The sequence below is a fragment of the Streptomyces sp. GDS52 genome (assembly GCF_052246875.1).
Taxonomy (GTDB): domain Bacteria; phylum Actinomycetota; class Actinomycetes; order Streptomycetales; family Streptomycetaceae; genus Streptomyces; species Streptomyces cathayae.
Window position 1 is genome coordinate 564,326 of the sequence record NZ_CM125966.1, and the last position, 17,458, is coordinate 581,783.

Genomic DNA, 17,458 nt, shown 5'->3' on the forward strand with positions numbered 1-17,458 from the left:
CCGCCTCGAGGAGTTCGGTACCCGTTACTGAACCGCCGCTGGCTGCCGGGCCCCGCCCGGGGGCTACTCTCACAAACGCAGGTCGGCGCCCCGCAAGAGAAGCGCCGGCCTCGCGAGCCGTTGTCTGCCCTGCACGATCGAGGTGGAACGGCCAACTCACATCGCGTCGAGCAAAGCCGACCACGCCACCGACCCAACCGTCAGCACAGGCCCGCACCCCAACACCTGCTTCGAGTCACGCACATGGACGGCGACGCTGTCGATGGCAACCTCGACGCATTCCCCGCCCTCCTCACTGCTGTAGCTGCTCTTGAACCAGCGCAGGCGGCCATCCGCTCCTGGCGCTTCCTTGTAGATGCTCACAGCTCTCCCAACAACTTCTCGACGTACGCGAGTGATTCGCGAGGCGTCAGCGCCTGAGCGCGCAGCGTTCCGTACTTGGCTTCCAGAGCCCGTACCGATTCCCGATCACTGTGCACCCGGCTGACGTTCTGCACCTCCACGTACGCGATCCTGCGCTCTCCCGTCGTCTCGATCAAGGTGAACGGACCGGCCATTCCTGCGTTCTCGTCACGGTTCAGCGGCATGACCTGCACTTCGACGTGCCTCATGTGGCTGACGAGCAACACCTGCTCCAACTGCCCCCGCAATACGTCACGTCCGCCAATGGGACGGCGCAGCACAGACTCGTCGATGACGAAGCTCATCAGCGGATGCGGCCTGCGGTGAAAGATCTCCTGGCGTGCCAGCCTCGCGGCAACGCGCTCGTTGACGACCCCATCATCCAGCGGCGGCCGCAGCACCCCGAACACCGCCCGCGCATACTCCTCCGTCTGCAACAACCCCGGCACGGCCTGGTTGGCGTACACATGCAGCTCCACCGCCTCCGCCTCCAACTTCGCCGCGTCCCGGAAGAAGGCCGGGTACCGCGCCCTGGCCACCTCCTCCTTCATCACCGTCAGCAGACCGCCGGCCTCCAGCACCGCGTCCGCCCGCTCGATGAACTCCGGCTTCGGGATGCGCCGCCCCAACTCCACCGAGGCGACCATGTCCTCGCCGTAACTGAGCTTCGCACCCAACTCCGCCCGCGTCAGCCCCCTGCTCGCCCGCAGCAACCGCAACTGCTGCCCGAAACACCGAAGGATGCCCGTCTCGCCCTCACCGTGAGCCGTAGTCACCGGTGACCTCACCTCACCCACCCGCACAGTGGCGCCCGCCCCACACCCCGGCACAGGCACCCGACCGTCACTCCAGGATCACTCTAGGTATACACATCGTGGCGGTCGCCCCACTTCGCCCCGCTTCCCCCGTACCGGGGACGAGCCCTCGTCCTCTCCCCGTACGGCCCTCGTCTGTACATCGGAACGCGTGCTGCCCTCCGCTGAGCTTGACTCTGTCGGGGATCTTGGAGTTTCCCGGTGCGACAGCGTGATCAACGGGCATGCTCGGGTGGTTCCTCCGATCGATGCAGCTGTCGAGGTGCCCGTTGTCCCTCCACCCCCGTTCCGGTGAGCATGTCCCGCCTCTGACCGCGCAGGTCGCGCGGGCGAGCAATCCGGGCGGTACGACGGCGATGTGGGTGAGAGACCGGCTTGACGGGCTATGGGCCGACGAGGACTTCGCGGGCTGGTACCCGCGCGACGGACGCCCCGGTATCTCGCCCGCTCAGCTGGCCACCGTCTGTGTGCTGCAGTTCCTGCTCGGCCTGTCGGACCGGCAGGCCGCCGAGTCGGTCCGCTGCCGCATCGACTTCAAGTACGCCCTGGCCATGGAGCTGGACGATCCCGGTTTCCATCACAGCGTGCTGGCCGACTTCCGCGACCGGCTCGCCGAAGACGGCCGTGCCGACCGGCTCCTCGACCTCGCGCTGGCCCGTTTCAAGGAGGCTGGCCTGGTGCGCGAACGCACCACGCAGCGCACCGACTCCACCCATGTCCTAGCCGCGGTGCGTGACCTGACCCGCCTGGAGCTGATCACCGAAGCGGTCCGTGCCGCACTCGAAGAAGTCGCCGGCACGTCCCCGCACCTGCTGGACGAGCTGGTCGATGAGGACTGGGGGCTCCGCTACGGCCGACCGGTCCGGCTGGGCAAGAACCCCACCAAGCCCAAGACCAGGATCCTCGCCACCGGAAACGATGCCGTCCGGCTCCTGGAACACCTCGACCGGCACGGAACCAAACGCACCTCCGGTCCCCGTGTCCAGGCCCTACGCCAGATCATGGTGCAGAACTACCACTATGACGCCGCAGGACACCTGTGCTGGCGCACCGCCGAGAAGGAAGGCGGCCCTGGGCTGCCGCCCTCGTCCCGGGCGATCGTCTCTCCCTACGACACCTCGGCCCGCTACGCACGGCACGGCCACATCATCAGCTGGAAGGGATTCTCCGCCCATCTGACCGAGACCTGCGCTCCCGACGGACCCAACGTGATCACGGACGTGGCCACCACCGCGGCAACCACCCACGACAGTCAGGTCCTGCCCGGCATCCACACACGCCTGGCGCGTCGCGGACTGCTGCCCGCCGAGCACCTGGTCGATGCCGGCTACACCTCCCTGCCCCACTTGGAACAAGCCACCCGTGAACACCAGGTCACCGTCTCCGGGCCGCTGCGGAGCAACCCCACCCGTCAGCACCGCCAGAACGAGGGCTTCGCCCGGGACGACTTCCACATCGACTACGACCGTCGGCAGGTCACCTGCCCCCAGGGACAAGTCAGCCAGGGCTGGCATGGCCCCTACCCGACCTCCTCGCCCACTGCGGCCCCGCTGATCGTGGCACGGTTCACCAAGAGCCAGTGCCGCCCCTGCCCCGTCCGATCCCGCTGCACGTCTACCGTCGACAGCGCCCGCACCGTGGGTTTTCCCCCGCGCGAACTCCGCGACCTGCAGCTCCGCGTCCGCACCGAGCAGCAGACGCCCCAGTGGAAGGCCCGTTACGCGGTCCGCTCCGGAGTGGAGGGCACGGTCAACGAGTTCGCTCACGGACACGGCATGCGCCGCTGCCGCTACCGAGGACAGGGAAAGGCACACGTCCAGCATGTTCTGACGGCCATCGCCGTCAACAACGAACGCCTCAGCGGACTTCCCCCCACCGAGGAAGCCTCCATGCCCCGCCGGCCAACCGCCTTCCAGAACTACCTCGACCGGCGCGAGATCCCCCGGCCGAAGTCGTGGCGAAGCCTGGGCAGCTGACCCCTACGACTCCAAGATCCCCGACAGAGTCAAGCTTAGAGGCGGCGCGGATCAGGCTGCGGTCATGGTCGGCAGTTCGGGCGGTCGTCCCAGCGGTGGGTTGTCCAGGCCCGCCGGATCGGACTGCGCACGGTGATGATCGAGTCGGCGAGGTCGAAGAATGCCTCGACGACGGTGGCGCGCCGCTCGTAGCAGCGGGCGAGCCGGTGGAAGGCGTTCTGCCAGGCGTGGGTGCGCTCCACGTGCCACCGCCGGCTGGCCTGGATGGGCGCCTTCTCGCCCTTGTGAGCAATCCGGCCGCGCAGGCCGCGTTCGCCGAGCAGAGTACGGGTGGTGTCCGAGTCGTAACCGGCGTCCAGATGCACCGCGACATCGTCGGGCAACGGCCCCAGGTCGTCCAGCCGGTCCAGGGTCGGGGCCAGCAGCGGGGAGTCGTGGCGGTTGGCGCCGGCCAGGACACGACCCAGCGGTATGCCGTATCCGTCCGTCATGCCGGAGCGTTTCAGGCCCTGTTTGCCGCGGTCGACCGGGGAACGCCCGGCCACCTCGCCACCTCCGGGCGCCTTGGTGATGGAGCCGTCCACGGCGATCTGGTCAAGGACGAGACCGACGATCCGGTCGTAGGAGTCGAGCGCGATCTGCTGGAGCCGGGCGAAAACACCCAGTCGTATCCACTCGTCGCGGCGGCTGCGGATCGTGGTGGCCGAGCAGGTCGTGTCGGCGATCGCCTCGTAAGGACAGCCGAAGCGCAACAATTGCAGGAGCTTGTCGAAGACGATCCGGTCGCTGATGCGCCGGCGGTGGCAGCCCAGTGGATGGTCCGGGTGGTACGCCGGCCGCGCGGGCAGCAGGGCCGCGAATTGGTCCCAGAGCGGTTCGGTCAGCCATGAGGGAAGCGCGGGCACAGGTCTCCCAGTGATCACAGAGCGTCGCAACTCCATGATCGCCGGGACCTGTGCCCGTGCTGCCGCCAAGGTCTCCCACCGCATCCGATTGCGCGACTCTGCGGAGCAGTGGCGGGCCGGGCAGCGGGGCTCAGCGTCGCGTCGCCGTGACGAGCCAGGCGGAGGTGCGGAGGTGGACGCCTGCGGGCTGCTCATGGGCGGCAAGGGCGACGGTGAACGCGGCTCGCACGCTGTCGGCGCCGCTCGCTCGGTCCGCGCTGTCGACGCTGCTCGCGGAGTCGAGCAGCTGGACCAGGTGCCGGCCGGGGCCTGATCCGAGCAGGTGCTCGGCTGCGTCGTGGGCGTCGCGTCCGAAGTCACTGAGGGTCTCGACGGGCTCGGTGCGCACCTTGTCGAAGCCGGCCGTGTCCAGGATCCGGTGGATGACAGAGGGGTCGGCGAGCGAGAACATCCCTGGCCCGTCGGGGGCGGCCGGCTCCTCGGCGGGCAGGGGCAGATGGGCGCGTGCCGCGCCGAACACGGGCACCCACTCGCTGCGGGTCGGGTCGGCCATGCAGACGAAGGCGAGTCGGCCGCCGAGGCGAAGGGCCCGGCCGATGTTGCTGAACGCGGCGACCGGGTCGTCGAAGAACATGACCCCGAACCGGCTGATGGCGACGTCGAACGCGGATGGGGGCAGAGGATGGACCTGGGCATCGCCCTGCTCGAAGGTGATCCGGTCCAGGCCCTCCTCGGCGGCCTGGGCGCGTGCCCTGGTGAGCATCGGCCCGGAGAGGTCGAGGCCGAGAGCGGCGCCGCGGGAGGCAGTCCTGGCGGCGAGCCGGGTGGTCTGGCCCGCGCCGCAGCCGATGTCGAGCACCCGGTCCGCGGGGCCGATCCCGGCGGCTTCGAGCAGCGGTTGATTGAAGCCCTGGTTGATCGCGTTCCAGCGGTCGTGGTGATCGCTCCAGTGCCGGCCTTCGTCGCCGTTCCAGGCCTCGAACTGTGCGGTGTTGACGAGCTCGTGCATCGGATCGTTCCCGTCGGAGAGATAGTATGGGCGTCTGCCCATATCCAAGGTATGGACAGACGCCCATACCGGCAACTCGACCTGGAGGCCCCGATGTCACCGCGTGGTGTGGCGACCCCCGACGTCCGTGAGCGGCTGTTCACCGCGGCCGAGCGGGTGCTCGCCCGCGAGGGAGCGGCCGGGCTGACCAACCGGGCCGTCACGGAGGAGGCGGGCTGCGCCAAGGGGCTGCTGTACAACCACTTCGCCAACCTGGACGACTTCGTGGCGCAGCTCGTCCTGGACCGCTTCGAGCGGATCGCCACCGAGGTCCGGCCCTTGCCGGAGCGTGCGGGGGAGGGCGACGTGCGGGAAAACCTGATCAGCGCGGCCCTCACGCTGCTGGGCACGAGCGGTCCGGCGATCGCGGCAGCGGCAATCTCCCGACAGGCGGTGACTGAGCGGGTACGCCGGGCATGGGCCGCCGGTGCCCCCGGCCCCGGAGCCGTCGAGGAAGCCATGGCCCGCTACGTGGAGGGCGAGCAGCGCCTCGGACGCATCCCCACCGACGCCGACGGCGCGATGCTCGCGCTCGCCCTGGCGGGAACCGTCCACCACCTGCTGATGCACGGCAGTCCCCAGCCAGGAGAAAACGCCCGGCTCGTCCGCCGCCTGGTGGCCGCCTTGGTGCCAACAGCGAACGGGCTGGGGGCATCTGCCTGATCCAACGTTGCTCGACGGCATCACCGTGCATCTGGACGCCGGTTACGACTCGGACACCACCCGCGCCCTGCTCGGCGAACGCGGTCTCCGCGGCCGCATCGCGCACAAAGGTGAGAAGGCACCGATCCAGGCCAGCCGGCGGTGGCACGTCGAACGCACGCACGCCTGACAGAACGCCTTCCTCCGGCTCGCCCGCTGCTACGAGCGGCGCGCCACCGTCATCAACGCCTTCCTCGACCTCGCCGACATGATCATCACCGTGCGTAGTCCGATCCGGCGGGCCTGGACAACCCACCGCTGGGGCGAACGCCCGAACCGCCGACCATGACCCCACCCCTTATCCGCGCGAGCTCTAAGCCATCGCACCCTCACCGGCATTCGAACACGCTTCACCTTCAAGCGTTTCCAATTGACAACGCTTTCACTGTCGTGGCTAGGTGCTCACGCTTCCAGTGGTGACTGGGGTGCCACCGGGAGCACCAGCACCCCAATGCCCGATGGGCACCTGAGCACCAACGCGCCGCCCCGCCCAGCGCCCCGCCGCCGGAGCCACGGCCTCGGATGCGGTCCTCACGCCCCAGAGCCGGGCATTCCGTCCCCACACGTCAGGAAAGTCCGTGAAGATCAAGCGCGTCCGCATCGAGAACTTCTGCTGCCTTCGCAGCCTCGACGTTTCCTTCGACTCCAGCGCGCGCTGATCATCGCCACGCTCCGGTACCTCTCGGAGTGCCGCCGTCCCGAGAGCGGCACGCGTTCCCTGTGCCTGGCGATCGAGGAGCCCGAACTGTTCCAGCACCCGGCGCAGACCAGGGTCTTCGCGCAGGTTCGGCTTCACCTGGCGCCCCACCGCGAGGGACGAGGACGGGCGTCAGATCCGCGTCGGCGGTAACTGGCCCATCCTCGTCGACCCGGACACCGGCGCCTGCCGACTCGTGAAGGGGGCGAGCGAGTTCGCGGCGCTCCAGCAGCACATCGCCGGTTCGCAACACCCTCCAGGGCCTGCCCCTTTGACTTCACGCTGATCGGGCCACGTGCGAGGGTAGCGGCCATGCCACATCTTGGTCACCACCTCCGATCCCTCAGGTTCACGTTCGGACTGGACCCGACGTGCTTCACGGCATGCCGGGAGACAGGTGCCCCTGCTCTGGAGCACGCCTTGGCGGACAAGGCGACGCTCTGCGGCATCCCTCGGCGTCAGGTGACGGTCTACCGGCATCTGTTCGTCGCGAAGAGGTCCGGAAGGTGCTCGGACTGCCGGGCGCAGGCAGTCGACGCCACGTCCAGGCCCTGAGTCAGACATTCCCTGGCACGTGGGCGACCTCAGCTTTCCGTGATCGCGTCCAGAGCAAGGCGGCTGCGAGGTGGAGTGCGCTCTCGTAGGCGAGGGAGAGCTTGTCCGTCGGAGCCCACCAGCTCGACCGGCCATCAGACGGACGGCTCACGACTGCATCAGGCTCACATCGCTTCGAACAAAGCCGACCACGCCGCCGAGCCGACCTTCAGCACGGGCCCGCCCTGCGCCACGCGCTTCGGATCACGCACATGTACGCCGCCGGCCGTCAGCGCGGCCTCAACGCACTCCCCGCCCGACCCCATGCTGTAACTGCTCGCACGCCAAGGCAGATTGGTCTCACCGTACGCCGTTTCTTCCGCGTTCGTGGTTCTCCCGGCACCTTCTCGAGGGGTCCCAGGGAGTCGCATGGTGTCAGGGACTGAGCACGCAGGATGCCGTACCGCTCCCCGCACTCGCGTACCGACCTCCGCTCGCTGAGGAGCCGGCTGCCGTTGCATACCTCAACGCTCGAAACAATCTTTTTAGCCGAAGAGGTGATCTTCTTCAGCAAAACAGACATGCCTCCGGTACAACCCTTCCTCCCCATGCGGCGTCAAACAAGGCACTGGGTACAGGAACCGGACCTATCCGGACACCCCTCACACCCCTGAGCCAGCCGGTCATACCTGCGCCAAGGAGCCGCTCATGCGCAAGCACCGCTCGGCCGCCGTCGCGGCGGCATCGTTTCTCCTCGTGACGGGCGCGGTCATCGCGACCGCTCCGAGCGCCTACGCCGGAACACCCGGCGGAACACACGCCGACGACCGCAACACCGACTTCAACGGCGACGGATACGACGACGTGCTCGTCGGCGCCCCCGGGGCGACGGTCGGCGGGCGCAAGGGCGCCGGCATGGTGACCGTGCAGTACGGCGGACCCAAGGGCATCGGCACGACCAGGGGCAGGGCCTTCAGCCAGAACTCCACGGGCGTCCCCGGCACCGCCGAGACCGGTGACAACTTCGGCAAGTCGCTGGCCACCGGCGACCTGGACGGCGACGGCTACGACGACGCGATCATCGGTATCCCCGGCGAGGACATCGGCGCCGTCGCCGACGCGGGCGCCGCGGTCGTCCTGTGGGGCACGCCGAAAGGCCTCACCGGATCGGCCGGCAACTGGCTGCAGTCCGACGACCTCACCACGGGCGGCAGGTTCGGCGCCTCGCTCGCCGCGGCCCGCTTCGACGACACCACTCCCGGCGACTCCCTCGCCGTCATGGACTCGGTCGGGCTGACGGTCTATACCTTCGAGCCCTCCCCCCAGCCCACCGCCAAGAGCGCGGACGCGCAGGCGCGGCGGCCGGTGCAGAAGTCGCGCACCACGCTCACCTCGCCTCCGCGCAAGACGCTCAGCAAGGCCTCCGCCGCCAACGCGCCGGGCATCCGGCCCAAGTCGATGACCACGGGCGACTACGACAACAACGGCTTCGCCGACCTGGTCGTCTCCGGCACCAGCGTGGGCGCCGAGCCGGGCCACGGCTGGTCGTACATCCTGCCCGGCACCGCGTCGAACGACGAGCCGCTGCCGATCACCGCGGTGCGCGGCGGCCCGGTCGTCGCGTCCGGCGACATCAACCGCGACGGCTACGACGACCTGGTCACCGGCGAGCCGCACAGCCCGGACGACGGCGGCGAGAACATGACCGGCGGCGTGGTCGGCGTCTACTACGGCAGTGCGGACGGGGCGGCCGGCCGGGAGGGGCCGGGCACCCCTCCCGTGTGGTGGACCCAGAACTCGGCAGGCGTGCCGGGTACGAACGAGCGGGGCGACGGCTTCGGCACCGACCTCTCCGTCGGCGACAGCAACGGCGACGGATACGCGGACGTGGCGATCGGTGTCGCGGGCGAGGACATCGGCGCCGTCGCCGACGCGGGCGCCGTCACGGTCCTGCGCGGCTCGGCCAAGGGCATGACGTCCACCGGCGCACTGTCCGTGAACCAGGGCACCAAGAACGTCCCGGGCGCCGTCGAGAAGGGCGACAAGTTCGGCGGCCAGGTCTCCTTCACCGACCCGAACAACGACGGCCGCTTCGGCCTGCTCGCCTCGGCACCCGGTGAGAACACGAACGACGGCTACGTCTGGGTGTTCTCCGCGGGCCGCTCGGGCCTGACCACCTCCGGCTCCTGGAACTACGGCCCGCGCGCGTTCGGCGGCCTGCCGACGGACGCGCTGTACGGGGCGGCGATCGACGACTAGGGAGTGTGCCGGGACAGTACCGGCTCGGTGCGTTGTCGGCGGGCGATGACACGGCCGGCGTCCGCCGGCGGAAACCGGGTGCCGGTGATCGTCCGGCTGCTCACGGCGTCCCGTTTCCCGCCGGCGGGCCGGACGAACCGTCGCCCAGCCTCGCTCTGCCCGAAACCTGGTGGCGTCACCTGCCGTTTCGGAGTGGGCCCGGGGCCCGCCCGCGAAGCCACAAGCCGAGTACGGCGTCGCGTCCCTCGGGTCAAGGCTGCGTATGCCTGCCCGGCCGGAGCCGGGGATACGCGCCCGATCGCCCATCGCGAACCGGCAGGCGTAGCCATGGAGGCCCTGGCACTGGACCTGGCCGACCGGGCGGCCCGACTGTCGGGCCGCGCCGTTACAGTCGCCTGCATGACGAAGCCGCTGATCCGGGCCACCGAGGCCGGCGGGAAGTCCATCGACGACCCGTCGGAGGTGGCCGTCCACGACCTGCTCGCCGACATGAATCTGTCGCACCCGTTCGTGATCGTCGAGCGGACCGACAGGGAACCGGTGGACCAGCACTTCATGCAGGCCACCTGAACGATGACTTCAGCTACCAGGTCGAGTACCGCGAGGGCGGTGACCACCTGCACTTCGAGGCGCACGTGCCGTGGCAGGGGGACATCGTCGGGCCCGAGCCGGTGGCCAAGGTCATCGGGGACTGGATGCGCGGCGGCGACAGCTGGCGCACGGCACTGCCCTGGACTCCGCTCTTTCCGGCAGGCAAGGACCGGCTGCAGAGCGGGGGCCCGGGGCCCGACGGCCGCTGAGTGGCATTGTCATCCCTGAAGGAGCGGGGGGACAGCGTCTGCGGTACGGCTACCGGTGGCTCAACGCGGTCGACGACCCCGACCCCGACCTCGCTCTCCTCGACCGGCCGGACCTCGACGCCGTCGAGCGGCAGCTCCCCGGCGCCCGCGACCGCCACCCCGACGGCTTCGCCACCCGCGAGGGCTCCGGTGCCCGCCCCCTCACCGACCGACTGGTGGCAGCACCTGACCGGCGCCCCGGCTCGTCGACCGATCACCCAACCCCGACCGCGCCACCGCAAGATACTGGATCCGTGGCCTCCTCCACCCTCTCGTCCCCGCCCGGAGAGCCGTTCGCGTCCACCGTGCCGTACTACGCCGCCTTCCGTCCCCGCTACGCGCCCGAGTTCTACACCCTGCTCGCCGACCGCTTCCACCTGACCGGCAGCCGGCGCGTCCTCGACCTCGGCGCCGGCCCCGGCACCCTCGCCCTCGACCTCGCCCCCCTCGTCGGCGAGGTCATCGCCGTCGACCCCCAGAAGGGCATGCTCGACGAGGGCCGCCGCCTGGCCGCCGAGCACGGCATCACCAACATCACCTGGCGCGAGGGCGACTCCACCCTGCTCCCGGCGATGGACCTCGGGCCCGTGCTGCTCACCGTCATGGGCGCGGCGTACCACTGGATGGACCGCGACCGGGTCGCCCGGGACCTCGACCGGATCATCGAGCCGGGCGGAGCGATCGTCCTCGCCTCCCGCGGCGCCCCCGGCGACTTCGAGCCCGCCCCCTGGCGGCAGGTCGTCGACGAGGTCCGCGCCCGCCACCTCGGCCCCGGGCGCCGCGCCGGCTCCGGCGCCTGCTCCCACCCTGAGGAACCCCACCGGGACGTCCTCGCCCGCAGCCCGTTCTCCCGGGTCGACACCGCGCGCTGGGAGCACATCCTGACCCGCACCGTGGACGAGGTCCTCGGCTGGGTCTTCAGCCTCTCCTACTCGAGCCCCGCCCGGCTCGGCGCGAAGAAGGACGCCTTCGAGCAGGACCTGCGCGCGGCGCTGCTCGCCTTCGCCCCGTCCGGCCGGTTCGACGAGGTGATCCACACCGAGGCGGTCATCGCCACCAGGCCCTGAAGGTCGCGGGCGGTTCGGGGGCGTCGAGGCCGAAGTGGATGTCGAGCGTGCGGATGGCCGGTATCACCACAGAATCGCGTTTCCTGCACAGGTACCAGCAAAGTGTGACAATCGGAAGGTGATCGGGGGACGCATCGGCGCGCATGCCACGGAGGGGCCATGACCGCGACCGCCTCGCGCGAGACCGTCGTCCTGGTAGCCGAGCGGAGCTGGGACGGGCTGGCCGAGACACCGTCCGGCCACACCGAGATCGCGGTCCGCGACGGGCGTGTCACCGAGGTCGGCGACCATGTGGAGCGAGGCGCGGGGCAGGTGGTCGACCTCGGTGAGCGCATGCTGCTGCCCGGCTTCATCGACTGCCACGTCCACACCACGATGGACCCTTCCGCCCTGCTCACCGCGTTCGCCGCCGACCCGGCCACGGTCATCGCCCTACGAGCCCTGCCGGTGCTGCGCGATCTGCTCGCCCGCGGGTTCACCACGGTGCGCGACCTGGCCACCTTCGCCGACCAACCGATCACGCTCCACCTGCGCGATGCCCTCGCCCAGGGCCTGATCACCGGGCCGCGCATGCTCGTGGCCCCGCACCTGATCTCGGCCCGCGGCGCACACGGGGACCTCTCCACGCTGCTCGCCCCCGAGCACGGCCGCGAGATCGGCGTACTCGCCGACGGGCCCGCCGCCGTCGCCCGAGCCGTGCGCGAGGAGATCCGCGCCGGCGCGGACTGGATCAAGTTCGGTGCCACCGGCGGGTTCGGCACCCCCACCGACGATCCCGGGCAGGCCACCTACTCCCAGGCCGAGATGGACTCGCTGGTGGCCACCGCCACCGACCTGGGCGTGCCGTGCACCCCGCACGCCTACGGCGACGAGGGCGTCGCCCGCGCCGTACGGGCCGGGGTGCGGTCCGTCGAGCACGGCAACCTCGCCTCGGCCGAGACACTGTCCCTCATGCAACAGCGAGGGGTGTTCCTCGTCCCCACCCAGTTCATGGTCGTCGACGCGCTCGATCACCTCGACGACGATGACTACTGGCAGGGCAAGGACCCCGCCGAGCGGGAGAAGTTCCACCGCTACGCCGGCCGACTCCGTGACAGCGCCCGCAACGTCGCCGCCAGCGACGTGCGCATCGCCTTCGGCACCGACGCCGGCATGTTCCCCCACCACCGGAACGGGAACGAGTTCCCCGCCATGGTGGAGAGTGGCATCACCCCGCTACGGGCGCTGCGCGCCGCCACCAGCACCGCCGCCGACCTGCTGCGACGGCCCGACCTGGGCCGCATCCGGTCCGGCGCCACCGCAGACCTGATCGCCCTGCCCGGCGACCCCTTCGACGACATCGACGCCACCACCGGCGTCGACTTCGTCATGCACGACGGCACTCTCCACCGCGGGGCCGTCCCGGCATGAGGCGCCGGGGGAACAGTCCCTCGGTCGCGGTCGCCCACGGCGACGACGGTGTCCAGCTCGTAGGCGCCCTGGGTGACTGCCGCGCCGATGAGGACCGACTCGGCGCAGGGTCCGCCGGTGAAGTGGTAGGCGTTCACCGCGGTCACCTGCTCCCTCACCGCGATGTGCGGCCGGGGACCAGTGGGGCCCGGCGTCGGCGCGCCGGGCCCGATGGCAGGGTCGCCGTGGTCAACTCACGAAGTCCACGATAACGCCGGCGGTTCCCGCAACGTGGTCGGTATCTCCTGCGTAGCTGACGGCGTAGTGGTATCAGCCCGGCAGGGGCGGGCTGTCGCGGAACGTGAAAGTGCCGCCGGCTGCCACGGAGACGCCCACCCACGAGTGTCAGGACGTCAGCATTCGGGGCAAGAGCCCTGCTTCTCCTGCTCGTTGACCGCTTTCCTCCCCGCCCCCACTTCCCCGTGTCGCCTCAGACGTACAACGCATTCCCGTACAGGCGTCGCTGCTGGTGGCGCGCCCGTCGCAGCCGCCACGCTGGCGGCATGCACAGCCCTTCCTCCCAGCGGCACCGGTCCTCCGGCCCCGCGGCCCCCACCGAGTTCGCCATGGCCTTCACCTCCACCCCGCGAGGCGCCCGTCTGGCCCGGCTCTTCGTCTCGCACTGCCTGGACTCCTGGGGCCACCCCTACGCCAGCGACGTCAACGAGACGCTGACCCTGCTCACAGCCGAGTTGTGTGCCAACGCCGTGCAGCACGGGCGGGTCCCCGGCCGGGACTTCCACGTCCGGCTGACCACCGAGGCGGACGGCGGGCCGGCGTTCCGCGCGGAGGTCTCCGACACCCGCGCGGAACGCCGGCCCGCCGTCACCCCTCCCGCGGACCCCGACGCCGAGTCCGGCCGCGGGCTCCTCCTCGTCGCCGCCCTGGCCGACGACTGGGGCGTCACCGACCGTCGCTCCGGGCCCGGCAAGACGGTGTGGGCATCCGTGAGCGTGATCCGCCCTCCAGCGAAATGACCCCACCGAGCGCGCGGCCCGAGGTCGGCGGTCCCGAGGACTGCCAGCGGAATTCGTGTTCGTGGTAACGGCAGGAACGCAGCTGTCCGTTCCCAAAAAGAGCTGAAGGATGAGGTGTCTCTGAGCTGGGCCTTGTCAGTTCTGCTGGGACGGCTCGAAAGCGGGTGGGAGCAATCGTCAAGACCTGTGGATCGGTTTCTCTCACTTTCGCTGTGGTGACGTGATCGCGACGAGTTCGACCTCGAAGCCGTCGTCGTTCTCCAGGTAGGCGGCGTAGTGCCGTTCGCCGCCGGCGTGTGGATGCCGGTCCGGGAACAGCAGGTGCCAGCCGTGGTTCGCCGCGTCGGCGGTCAGCCGTTCGACCGTGACGTCGTCCTCGACGTGAAAGGCCAGGTGGTTCAGCCCTGGCCGGCATCGGTCGTGCCGGTCGGCGGTGAGGGCCCGGGACTGCTCAAGGACCAGGTAGGTCGGCCCGAGGTGCCAGCTGCGGCCGTTGTCCCAGCTCTGGGTGAGGGTGTAGCCCAGTGCCTCCAGCAGCCAGCCGAGAGAGGTGAGCGCGCGGTCGAGGTCCGGCACCCAGAGTTCGACGTGATGCAGCGTGCCGCCGGCCGGCCGGCTCACGCGGCCACCGCCTCAGGGCGTTCGACGAGGTGATCTCGTTCGAAGCGGGCGCCTTTCCGGGCGATCTCGTCGATCAGGAAGGAGCCGTCGGCGGTGGTGCCGTCGGCGGTGGTGCCGTCGGCGGTGGTGCCGTCGGCGGTGGTGCCGTCGGCGGTGACTGCGCTGAGCACGGGTGTGCCTTCCCGGTCGGTGCTACGCACACCGGCCTGCTCGGTGACCTTCAATCGATCACTCGGGAAGGTACGCCCTTCGCGCGCCGACCCGAGCCCGATCCACAGATCTCGAGCATCACTCGGCGGCGAAGGACCTGTTCGGCCTCCATAGTGCCCAGATGCAGGGCGGTGGCGTATCCGGTCATCTGATCGTACTGCTGGGCGATCAGGTCTCACATCAGGAGCTGGCCGGGTGCCAGGTCGAGGGCAGGCTGAGTCCGGTCGGCAAGGGTGATCCGCTCCAGCGGCACCCGCCGCTGCGGACCCACGGTCTGGTGGCAAGTTGCTGCCGGCTTCATTCCGGCGTCGTGATCAGCACGGAGTTCGACACGACGGGAGGCGGATGCGGCAGCTGGACATAGCCCGTCTCGGGGTCTGTCGTCGCCTTCACCGATCGGTAGGTGTCGCTGTTCATCAGCAGTACGGAAACGGTGCGCTCGGACCCTGGTGTCGTCGTACGGAGAACAGCGTCATAGGCGTAGTCGCCCGGCCCCTGGTTCAGGGCGCTTCGCAGCGTGTAGTGCACGCGCGAGTCGGCAGCCGTACCGGTGACCTTCCGCACCACCCAGGCCAGGTGGTCACCGGGTGCGGGGACACAGGACACCGTGGCGACCACGCGTGCCGCCGTACGGCTCGGCTTCCCGTCCAGTGCGAGAACGACGTCATCGCCCGACGTGCCGCAGGGGGAGGAAGAAGCAGCCGAAGGGCTCGGCACACCGGGCGGCGAGCCCGAAACGGTCGGCCGCGGTGACTCCGAGCCGCCGAACTGCTCTCGGAGATCTTTCCAGACCCCCAGGAACTGCCCCACCACACCGACGACGAGCGCCAGAAAGGTGAACGTGGCGGTGGCCACCTTCACCCAGCGGGCGACAGTCCCGTCAGCGTCTCTCGCCGGTGGTCGGGGCCGACGGAGACGGGGGCGGTTTCCGCCTGTGGCCGGGCTCCTCCGTCGCCGTGACATGCTGTCAGTTTTCCCTGATCCGCTCCGAATGCAACCCTTGCGCCGCCACCGTCCGGGCCTCTCACGGACAGAAGGGAGAACACGGCAGCGCGGTCAACGCATCCGCCGCACTGCCCCGCACCGCGATCACCGACCCGATAGGTTTCGGCCCATGCCTGGCCGTCTCCTCGAACTGCGCGTCGAGAACTTCCGCAGTCTGCGCGACGTGACCGTGCCGCTCGGTCCGCTCACGGTGTTGGTGGGCCCGAACGGCGCGGGCAAGTCCAACGTGCTGAAGGTGTTCGACTTCCTCGCCGACATCATCCGCACCGACCTCCAACCGGCACTCGACGCGCGCGGCGGGCTCGACGAGGTGGCCTTCTGGGGCGGGGCCAAGCCGCCGACCACCATGCGCGTCCAGCTCAAGGCGACCTGGAACTCGTCGTGCAGCGGCTGCGCGAGGCCGCCGAGCGGACGCAGTTCATCGTGGCCACCCACTCCCCCGCGCTCGTCAACCGCCTGTATCCGGAGGAGTTCGTCGTCTGCGACCGCGACGAGGACGGCGCGTCGATCATCCCGGCCCTCACGGTCGGCGAGGTGAAGGACATCGTCGAGGCGTCCGGTGAACAGCCGCTCGGGGAACTGTGGTTCTCCGGAGTGCTGGGCGGCGACCTCACCGGAGGTGAGCTGTGACCCTGAAGGGGCGGCAGGACGGCGGGCGGGCGTCCCGGGCACAGGAACGGGGCGTCGTCGTACCGGCCGGCGAGGACCGGAACGACTGCGAGATCCTGGCCGCGCTGATACGCGCGCACCGACCCGAGCCGGGCGCGACGGCCAAGCTGGTCCGTATCAACGATCCGGTGCGGCTGCGCAGGAAGTCCGGCCCGAAGCTCGCCGCTGTCATGGGCGCTCGACTCGCCGGTCTTCCAGGAGAGCGACGGCCCCGCGATCGCCCGCGAGGCGCTCAAGCACCGGCTGATCCCCTCCCCGCTCGGCAGCAACCGCTCCTACGCGGACTTCGTCGTCTGCGGGGACGACGGTTTCCGGGAGCGTCGACCGGCCGCGACCTGGCCAAGAGCTGTGCTCGTACGGAATCAGCAGCCGGGTCACAGGTCGTTGAAGTTCCAGAACAGGCCGACCTCGGTGTTCGAGACGACGACGAGGCCGCAATCCTCCGTGAAGACACTCATCAGGCTGTACCCCATGCTCTCCAACGTGAAGTCGAGTGTGCCGGGTGCGCTGCCGCGCTTGCTGACGTTGGTGTGATATGTGGCCTCATCCCCGTACCGCGCGAGAATCGTGCGTGCCATCGCCCGCAGTTCGTCCGGGGACTCGGTGAAGTACTGGAGGTTGGACAGGGTGCAGCCGCCCTCGGTGAGGGCCAGGAGCAGGCTCTCGGCACTGTCCCGGTCGATCTCCTTGAGTCGCGGCGCGACGTACTCCGGGGGGTGGGCGGCGAAGGGCCACGTGGGGTTCCCCACGCGCTCGGGGTCCTTCTCCGCGTCGTCGACGCGAGCCCAACCCCGGGGGTCCGACACGGCCCGGGCCATCAGCGCGAGGACGTCGAGCGTCCAGTCCTCGTGGCGGCGCGGGCCGGTGGCGATGTACGCGGTCGCGTCCCTGTACAGGTGGCGTACCGCAGCGTCCCAGGACGTCTGGTCGGCGGACATGTGGTGTGGGCCTTTCTCTGCGGGGCTAGGGCTTGTAGAGCATCGACGTCATGACGGTGAACGGCAGGGTCCGGCTGCTGTCGTACCTGAGGCGTGTGTCGATACCGTTCACGTCGTACACCTTGGCGTTCATCCCGCCCTCCTTGTGCCCGGACAGCGGGTCGTTCGGGTCCACCGGCCGCTTGGACGAACTGCGGCCACTGGACGAACCGGCCGAGTCGGTTACGGGCGCGGGGAGCACGCACGGTGCACGCCCCAGGGGCCGAGCCGAGCGGCTGAGCGGCCGATCCCGCCGGCCCCGTAGCGCGCGGTTCTCCTCACCGAGGTGAGAGGGTCGCCGCGCCG

General features: G+C 70.0%; 16 protein-coding genes and 4 pseudogenes. 10 read left to right on the forward strand and 10 right to left on the reverse strand.

The window, feature by feature from the left end:
- Window positions 1-156: 156 nt before the first annotated feature.
- Window positions 157-363: a DUF397 domain-containing protein gene (locus ACTWJ9_RS02695; RefSeq protein ID WP_387035225.1), complete on the reverse strand. Its 207-nt coding sequence runs from the start codon at window positions 361-363 to the stop codon at window positions 157-159.
- Window positions 360-1,178: a helix-turn-helix domain-containing protein gene (locus tag ACTWJ9_RS02700; RefSeq protein WP_387035223.1), complete on the reverse strand. Its 819-nt coding sequence runs from the start codon at window positions 1,176-1,178 to the stop codon at window positions 360-362. Before ACTWJ9_RS02700 ends, ACTWJ9_RS02695 begins: the two co-directional genes overlap by 4 nt.
- Window positions 1,179-1,573: 395 nt before the next feature.
- Here ACTWJ9_RS02700 and ACTWJ9_RS02705 point away from each other — a divergent pair, with 395 nt between their 5' ends.
- Complete coding sequence (locus ACTWJ9_RS02705) at window positions 1,574-3,193, forward strand: IS1182 family transposase (protein WP_387035303.1); 1,620 nt, start codon at window positions 1,574-1,576, stop codon at window positions 3,191-3,193.
- 62 nt (window positions 3,194-3,255) lie between these two features.
- Here ACTWJ9_RS02705 and ACTWJ9_RS02710 read toward each other — a convergent pair whose 3' ends face one another.
- Window positions 3,256-4,098 carry an IS5 family transposase gene (locus ACTWJ9_RS02710; protein WP_387035221.1) on the reverse strand — a complete coding sequence of 281 codons (843 nt, stop codon included), beginning with the start codon at window positions 4,096-4,098 and terminating at the stop codon, window positions 3,256-3,258.
- A gap of 130 nt (window positions 4,099-4,228) precedes the next feature.
- Complete coding sequence (locus ACTWJ9_RS02715; RefSeq protein WP_387035219.1) at window positions 4,229-5,107, reverse strand: class I SAM-dependent methyltransferase; 879 nt, start codon at window positions 5,105-5,107, stop codon at window positions 4,229-4,231.
- Between the two features lie 93 nt (window positions 5,108-5,200).
- Between ACTWJ9_RS02715 and ACTWJ9_RS02720 the strand changes: the two are divergent.
- Together ACTWJ9_RS02720 and ACTWJ9_RS02725 are read left to right on the forward strand one after the other, a co-directional pair.
- Window positions 5,201-5,365 (forward strand): annotated as a pseudogene (locus tag ACTWJ9_RS02720) (TetR family transcriptional regulator); the annotation flags it as partial.
- 210 nt (window positions 5,366-5,575) lie between these two features.
- Window positions 5,576-6,137: pseudogene (locus ACTWJ9_RS02725) on the forward strand (hypothetical protein); the annotation flags it as partial.
- 1,127 nt (window positions 6,138-7,264) lie between these two features.
- Here the strand turns inward: ACTWJ9_RS02725 and ACTWJ9_RS02730 are convergent.
- Complete coding sequence (locus ACTWJ9_RS02730) at window positions 7,265-7,600, reverse strand: DUF397 domain-containing protein (RefSeq protein ID WP_443295115.1); 336 nt, start codon at window positions 7,598-7,600, stop codon at window positions 7,265-7,267.
- 187 nt (window positions 7,601-7,787) lie between these two features.
- Between ACTWJ9_RS02730 and ACTWJ9_RS02735 the strand changes: the two genes are divergently transcribed.
- The 5 genes from ACTWJ9_RS02735 (at window position 7,788) to ACTWJ9_RS02755 (ending at window position 12,654) form a co-directional block, all read left to right on the forward strand.
- Window positions 7,788-9,338 carry an esterase gene (locus tag ACTWJ9_RS02735; protein WP_387035215.1) on the forward strand — a complete coding sequence of 517 codons (1,551 nt, stop codon included), beginning with the start codon at window positions 7,788-7,790 and terminating at the stop codon, window positions 9,336-9,338.
- A 399-nt stretch (window positions 9,339-9,737) separates the two neighbouring features.
- A complete protein-coding gene (locus ACTWJ9_RS02740) occupies window positions 9,738-9,908 on the forward strand; it encodes a hypothetical protein (RefSeq protein ID WP_387035213.1) in 171 nt (56 codons plus the stop codon).
- Between the two features lie 65 nt (window positions 9,909-9,973).
- Window positions 9,974-10,138, forward strand: a complete 165-nt coding sequence (locus tag ACTWJ9_RS02745; protein WP_387035211.1) for a hypothetical protein — start codon at window positions 9,974-9,976, stop codon at window positions 10,136-10,138.
- Window positions 10,139-10,431: 293 nt separating this feature from the next.
- Window positions 10,432-11,244, forward strand: coding sequence for a class I SAM-dependent methyltransferase (locus tag ACTWJ9_RS02750; protein ID WP_387035209.1), 813 nt, complete (start codon window positions 10,432-10,434; stop codon window positions 11,242-11,244).
- Between the two features lie 159 nt (window positions 11,245-11,403).
- Entirely contained in the window at window positions 11,404-12,654 is a 1,251-nt protein-coding gene (locus ACTWJ9_RS02755; RefSeq protein ID WP_387035207.1) for a metal-dependent hydrolase family protein, read from the forward strand.
- Between the two features lie 5 nt (window positions 12,655-12,659).
- Here ACTWJ9_RS02755 and ACTWJ9_RS02760 read toward each other — a convergent pair.
- Window positions 12,660-12,800: pseudogene (locus ACTWJ9_RS02760) on the reverse strand (cytidine deaminase); the annotation flags it as partial.
- Between the two features lie 396 nt (window positions 12,801-13,196).
- Between ACTWJ9_RS02760 and ACTWJ9_RS02765 the strand changes: the two are divergent.
- Entirely contained in the window at window positions 13,197-13,670 is a 474-nt protein-coding gene (locus tag ACTWJ9_RS02765; protein WP_443295116.1) for an ATP-binding protein, read from the forward strand.
- A gap of 201 nt (window positions 13,671-13,871) precedes the next feature.
- Here the strand turns inward: ACTWJ9_RS02765 and ACTWJ9_RS02770 are convergent, their stop codons facing one another.
- The 3 genes from ACTWJ9_RS02770 to ACTWJ9_RS02780 all read right to left on the reverse strand — a co-directional run bounded on the left by ACTWJ9_RS02770 (window position 13,872) and on the right by ACTWJ9_RS02780 (window position 15,362).
- On the reverse strand, window positions 13,872-14,291 hold the full coding sequence (locus tag ACTWJ9_RS02770) for a VOC family protein (RefSeq protein ID WP_443295117.1): 420 nt from the start codon (window positions 14,289-14,291) through the stop codon (window positions 13,872-13,874).
- Window positions 14,288-14,461: a hypothetical protein gene (locus tag ACTWJ9_RS02775; RefSeq protein ID WP_443295118.1), complete on the reverse strand. Its 174-nt coding sequence runs from the start codon at window positions 14,459-14,461 to the stop codon at window positions 14,288-14,290. The genes ACTWJ9_RS02770 and ACTWJ9_RS02775 overlap by 4 nt, the downstream gene beginning before the upstream one ends.
- Before the next feature lie 337 nt (window positions 14,462-14,798).
- Entirely contained in the window at window positions 14,799-15,362 is a 564-nt protein-coding gene (locus ACTWJ9_RS02780; RefSeq protein ID WP_387040240.1) for a hypothetical protein, read from the reverse strand.
- Window positions 15,363-15,615: 253 nt separating this feature from the next.
- On the opposite strand from ACTWJ9_RS02780, the pseudogene ACTWJ9_RS02785 reads away from it, so the two are divergent.
- Window positions 15,616-16,136 (forward strand): annotated as a pseudogene (locus ACTWJ9_RS02785) (AAA family ATPase).
- A 413-nt stretch (window positions 16,137-16,549) separates the two neighbouring features.
- Here ACTWJ9_RS02785 and ACTWJ9_RS02790 read toward each other — a convergent pair.
- The gene (locus tag ACTWJ9_RS02790) at window positions 16,550-17,113 is read right to left on the reverse strand and encodes a hypothetical protein (protein WP_384209535.1); all 564 of its coding nucleotides are present in this window, start codon (window positions 17,111-17,113) and stop codon (window positions 16,550-16,552) included.
- Window positions 17,114-17,458: the final 345 nt, after the last annotated feature.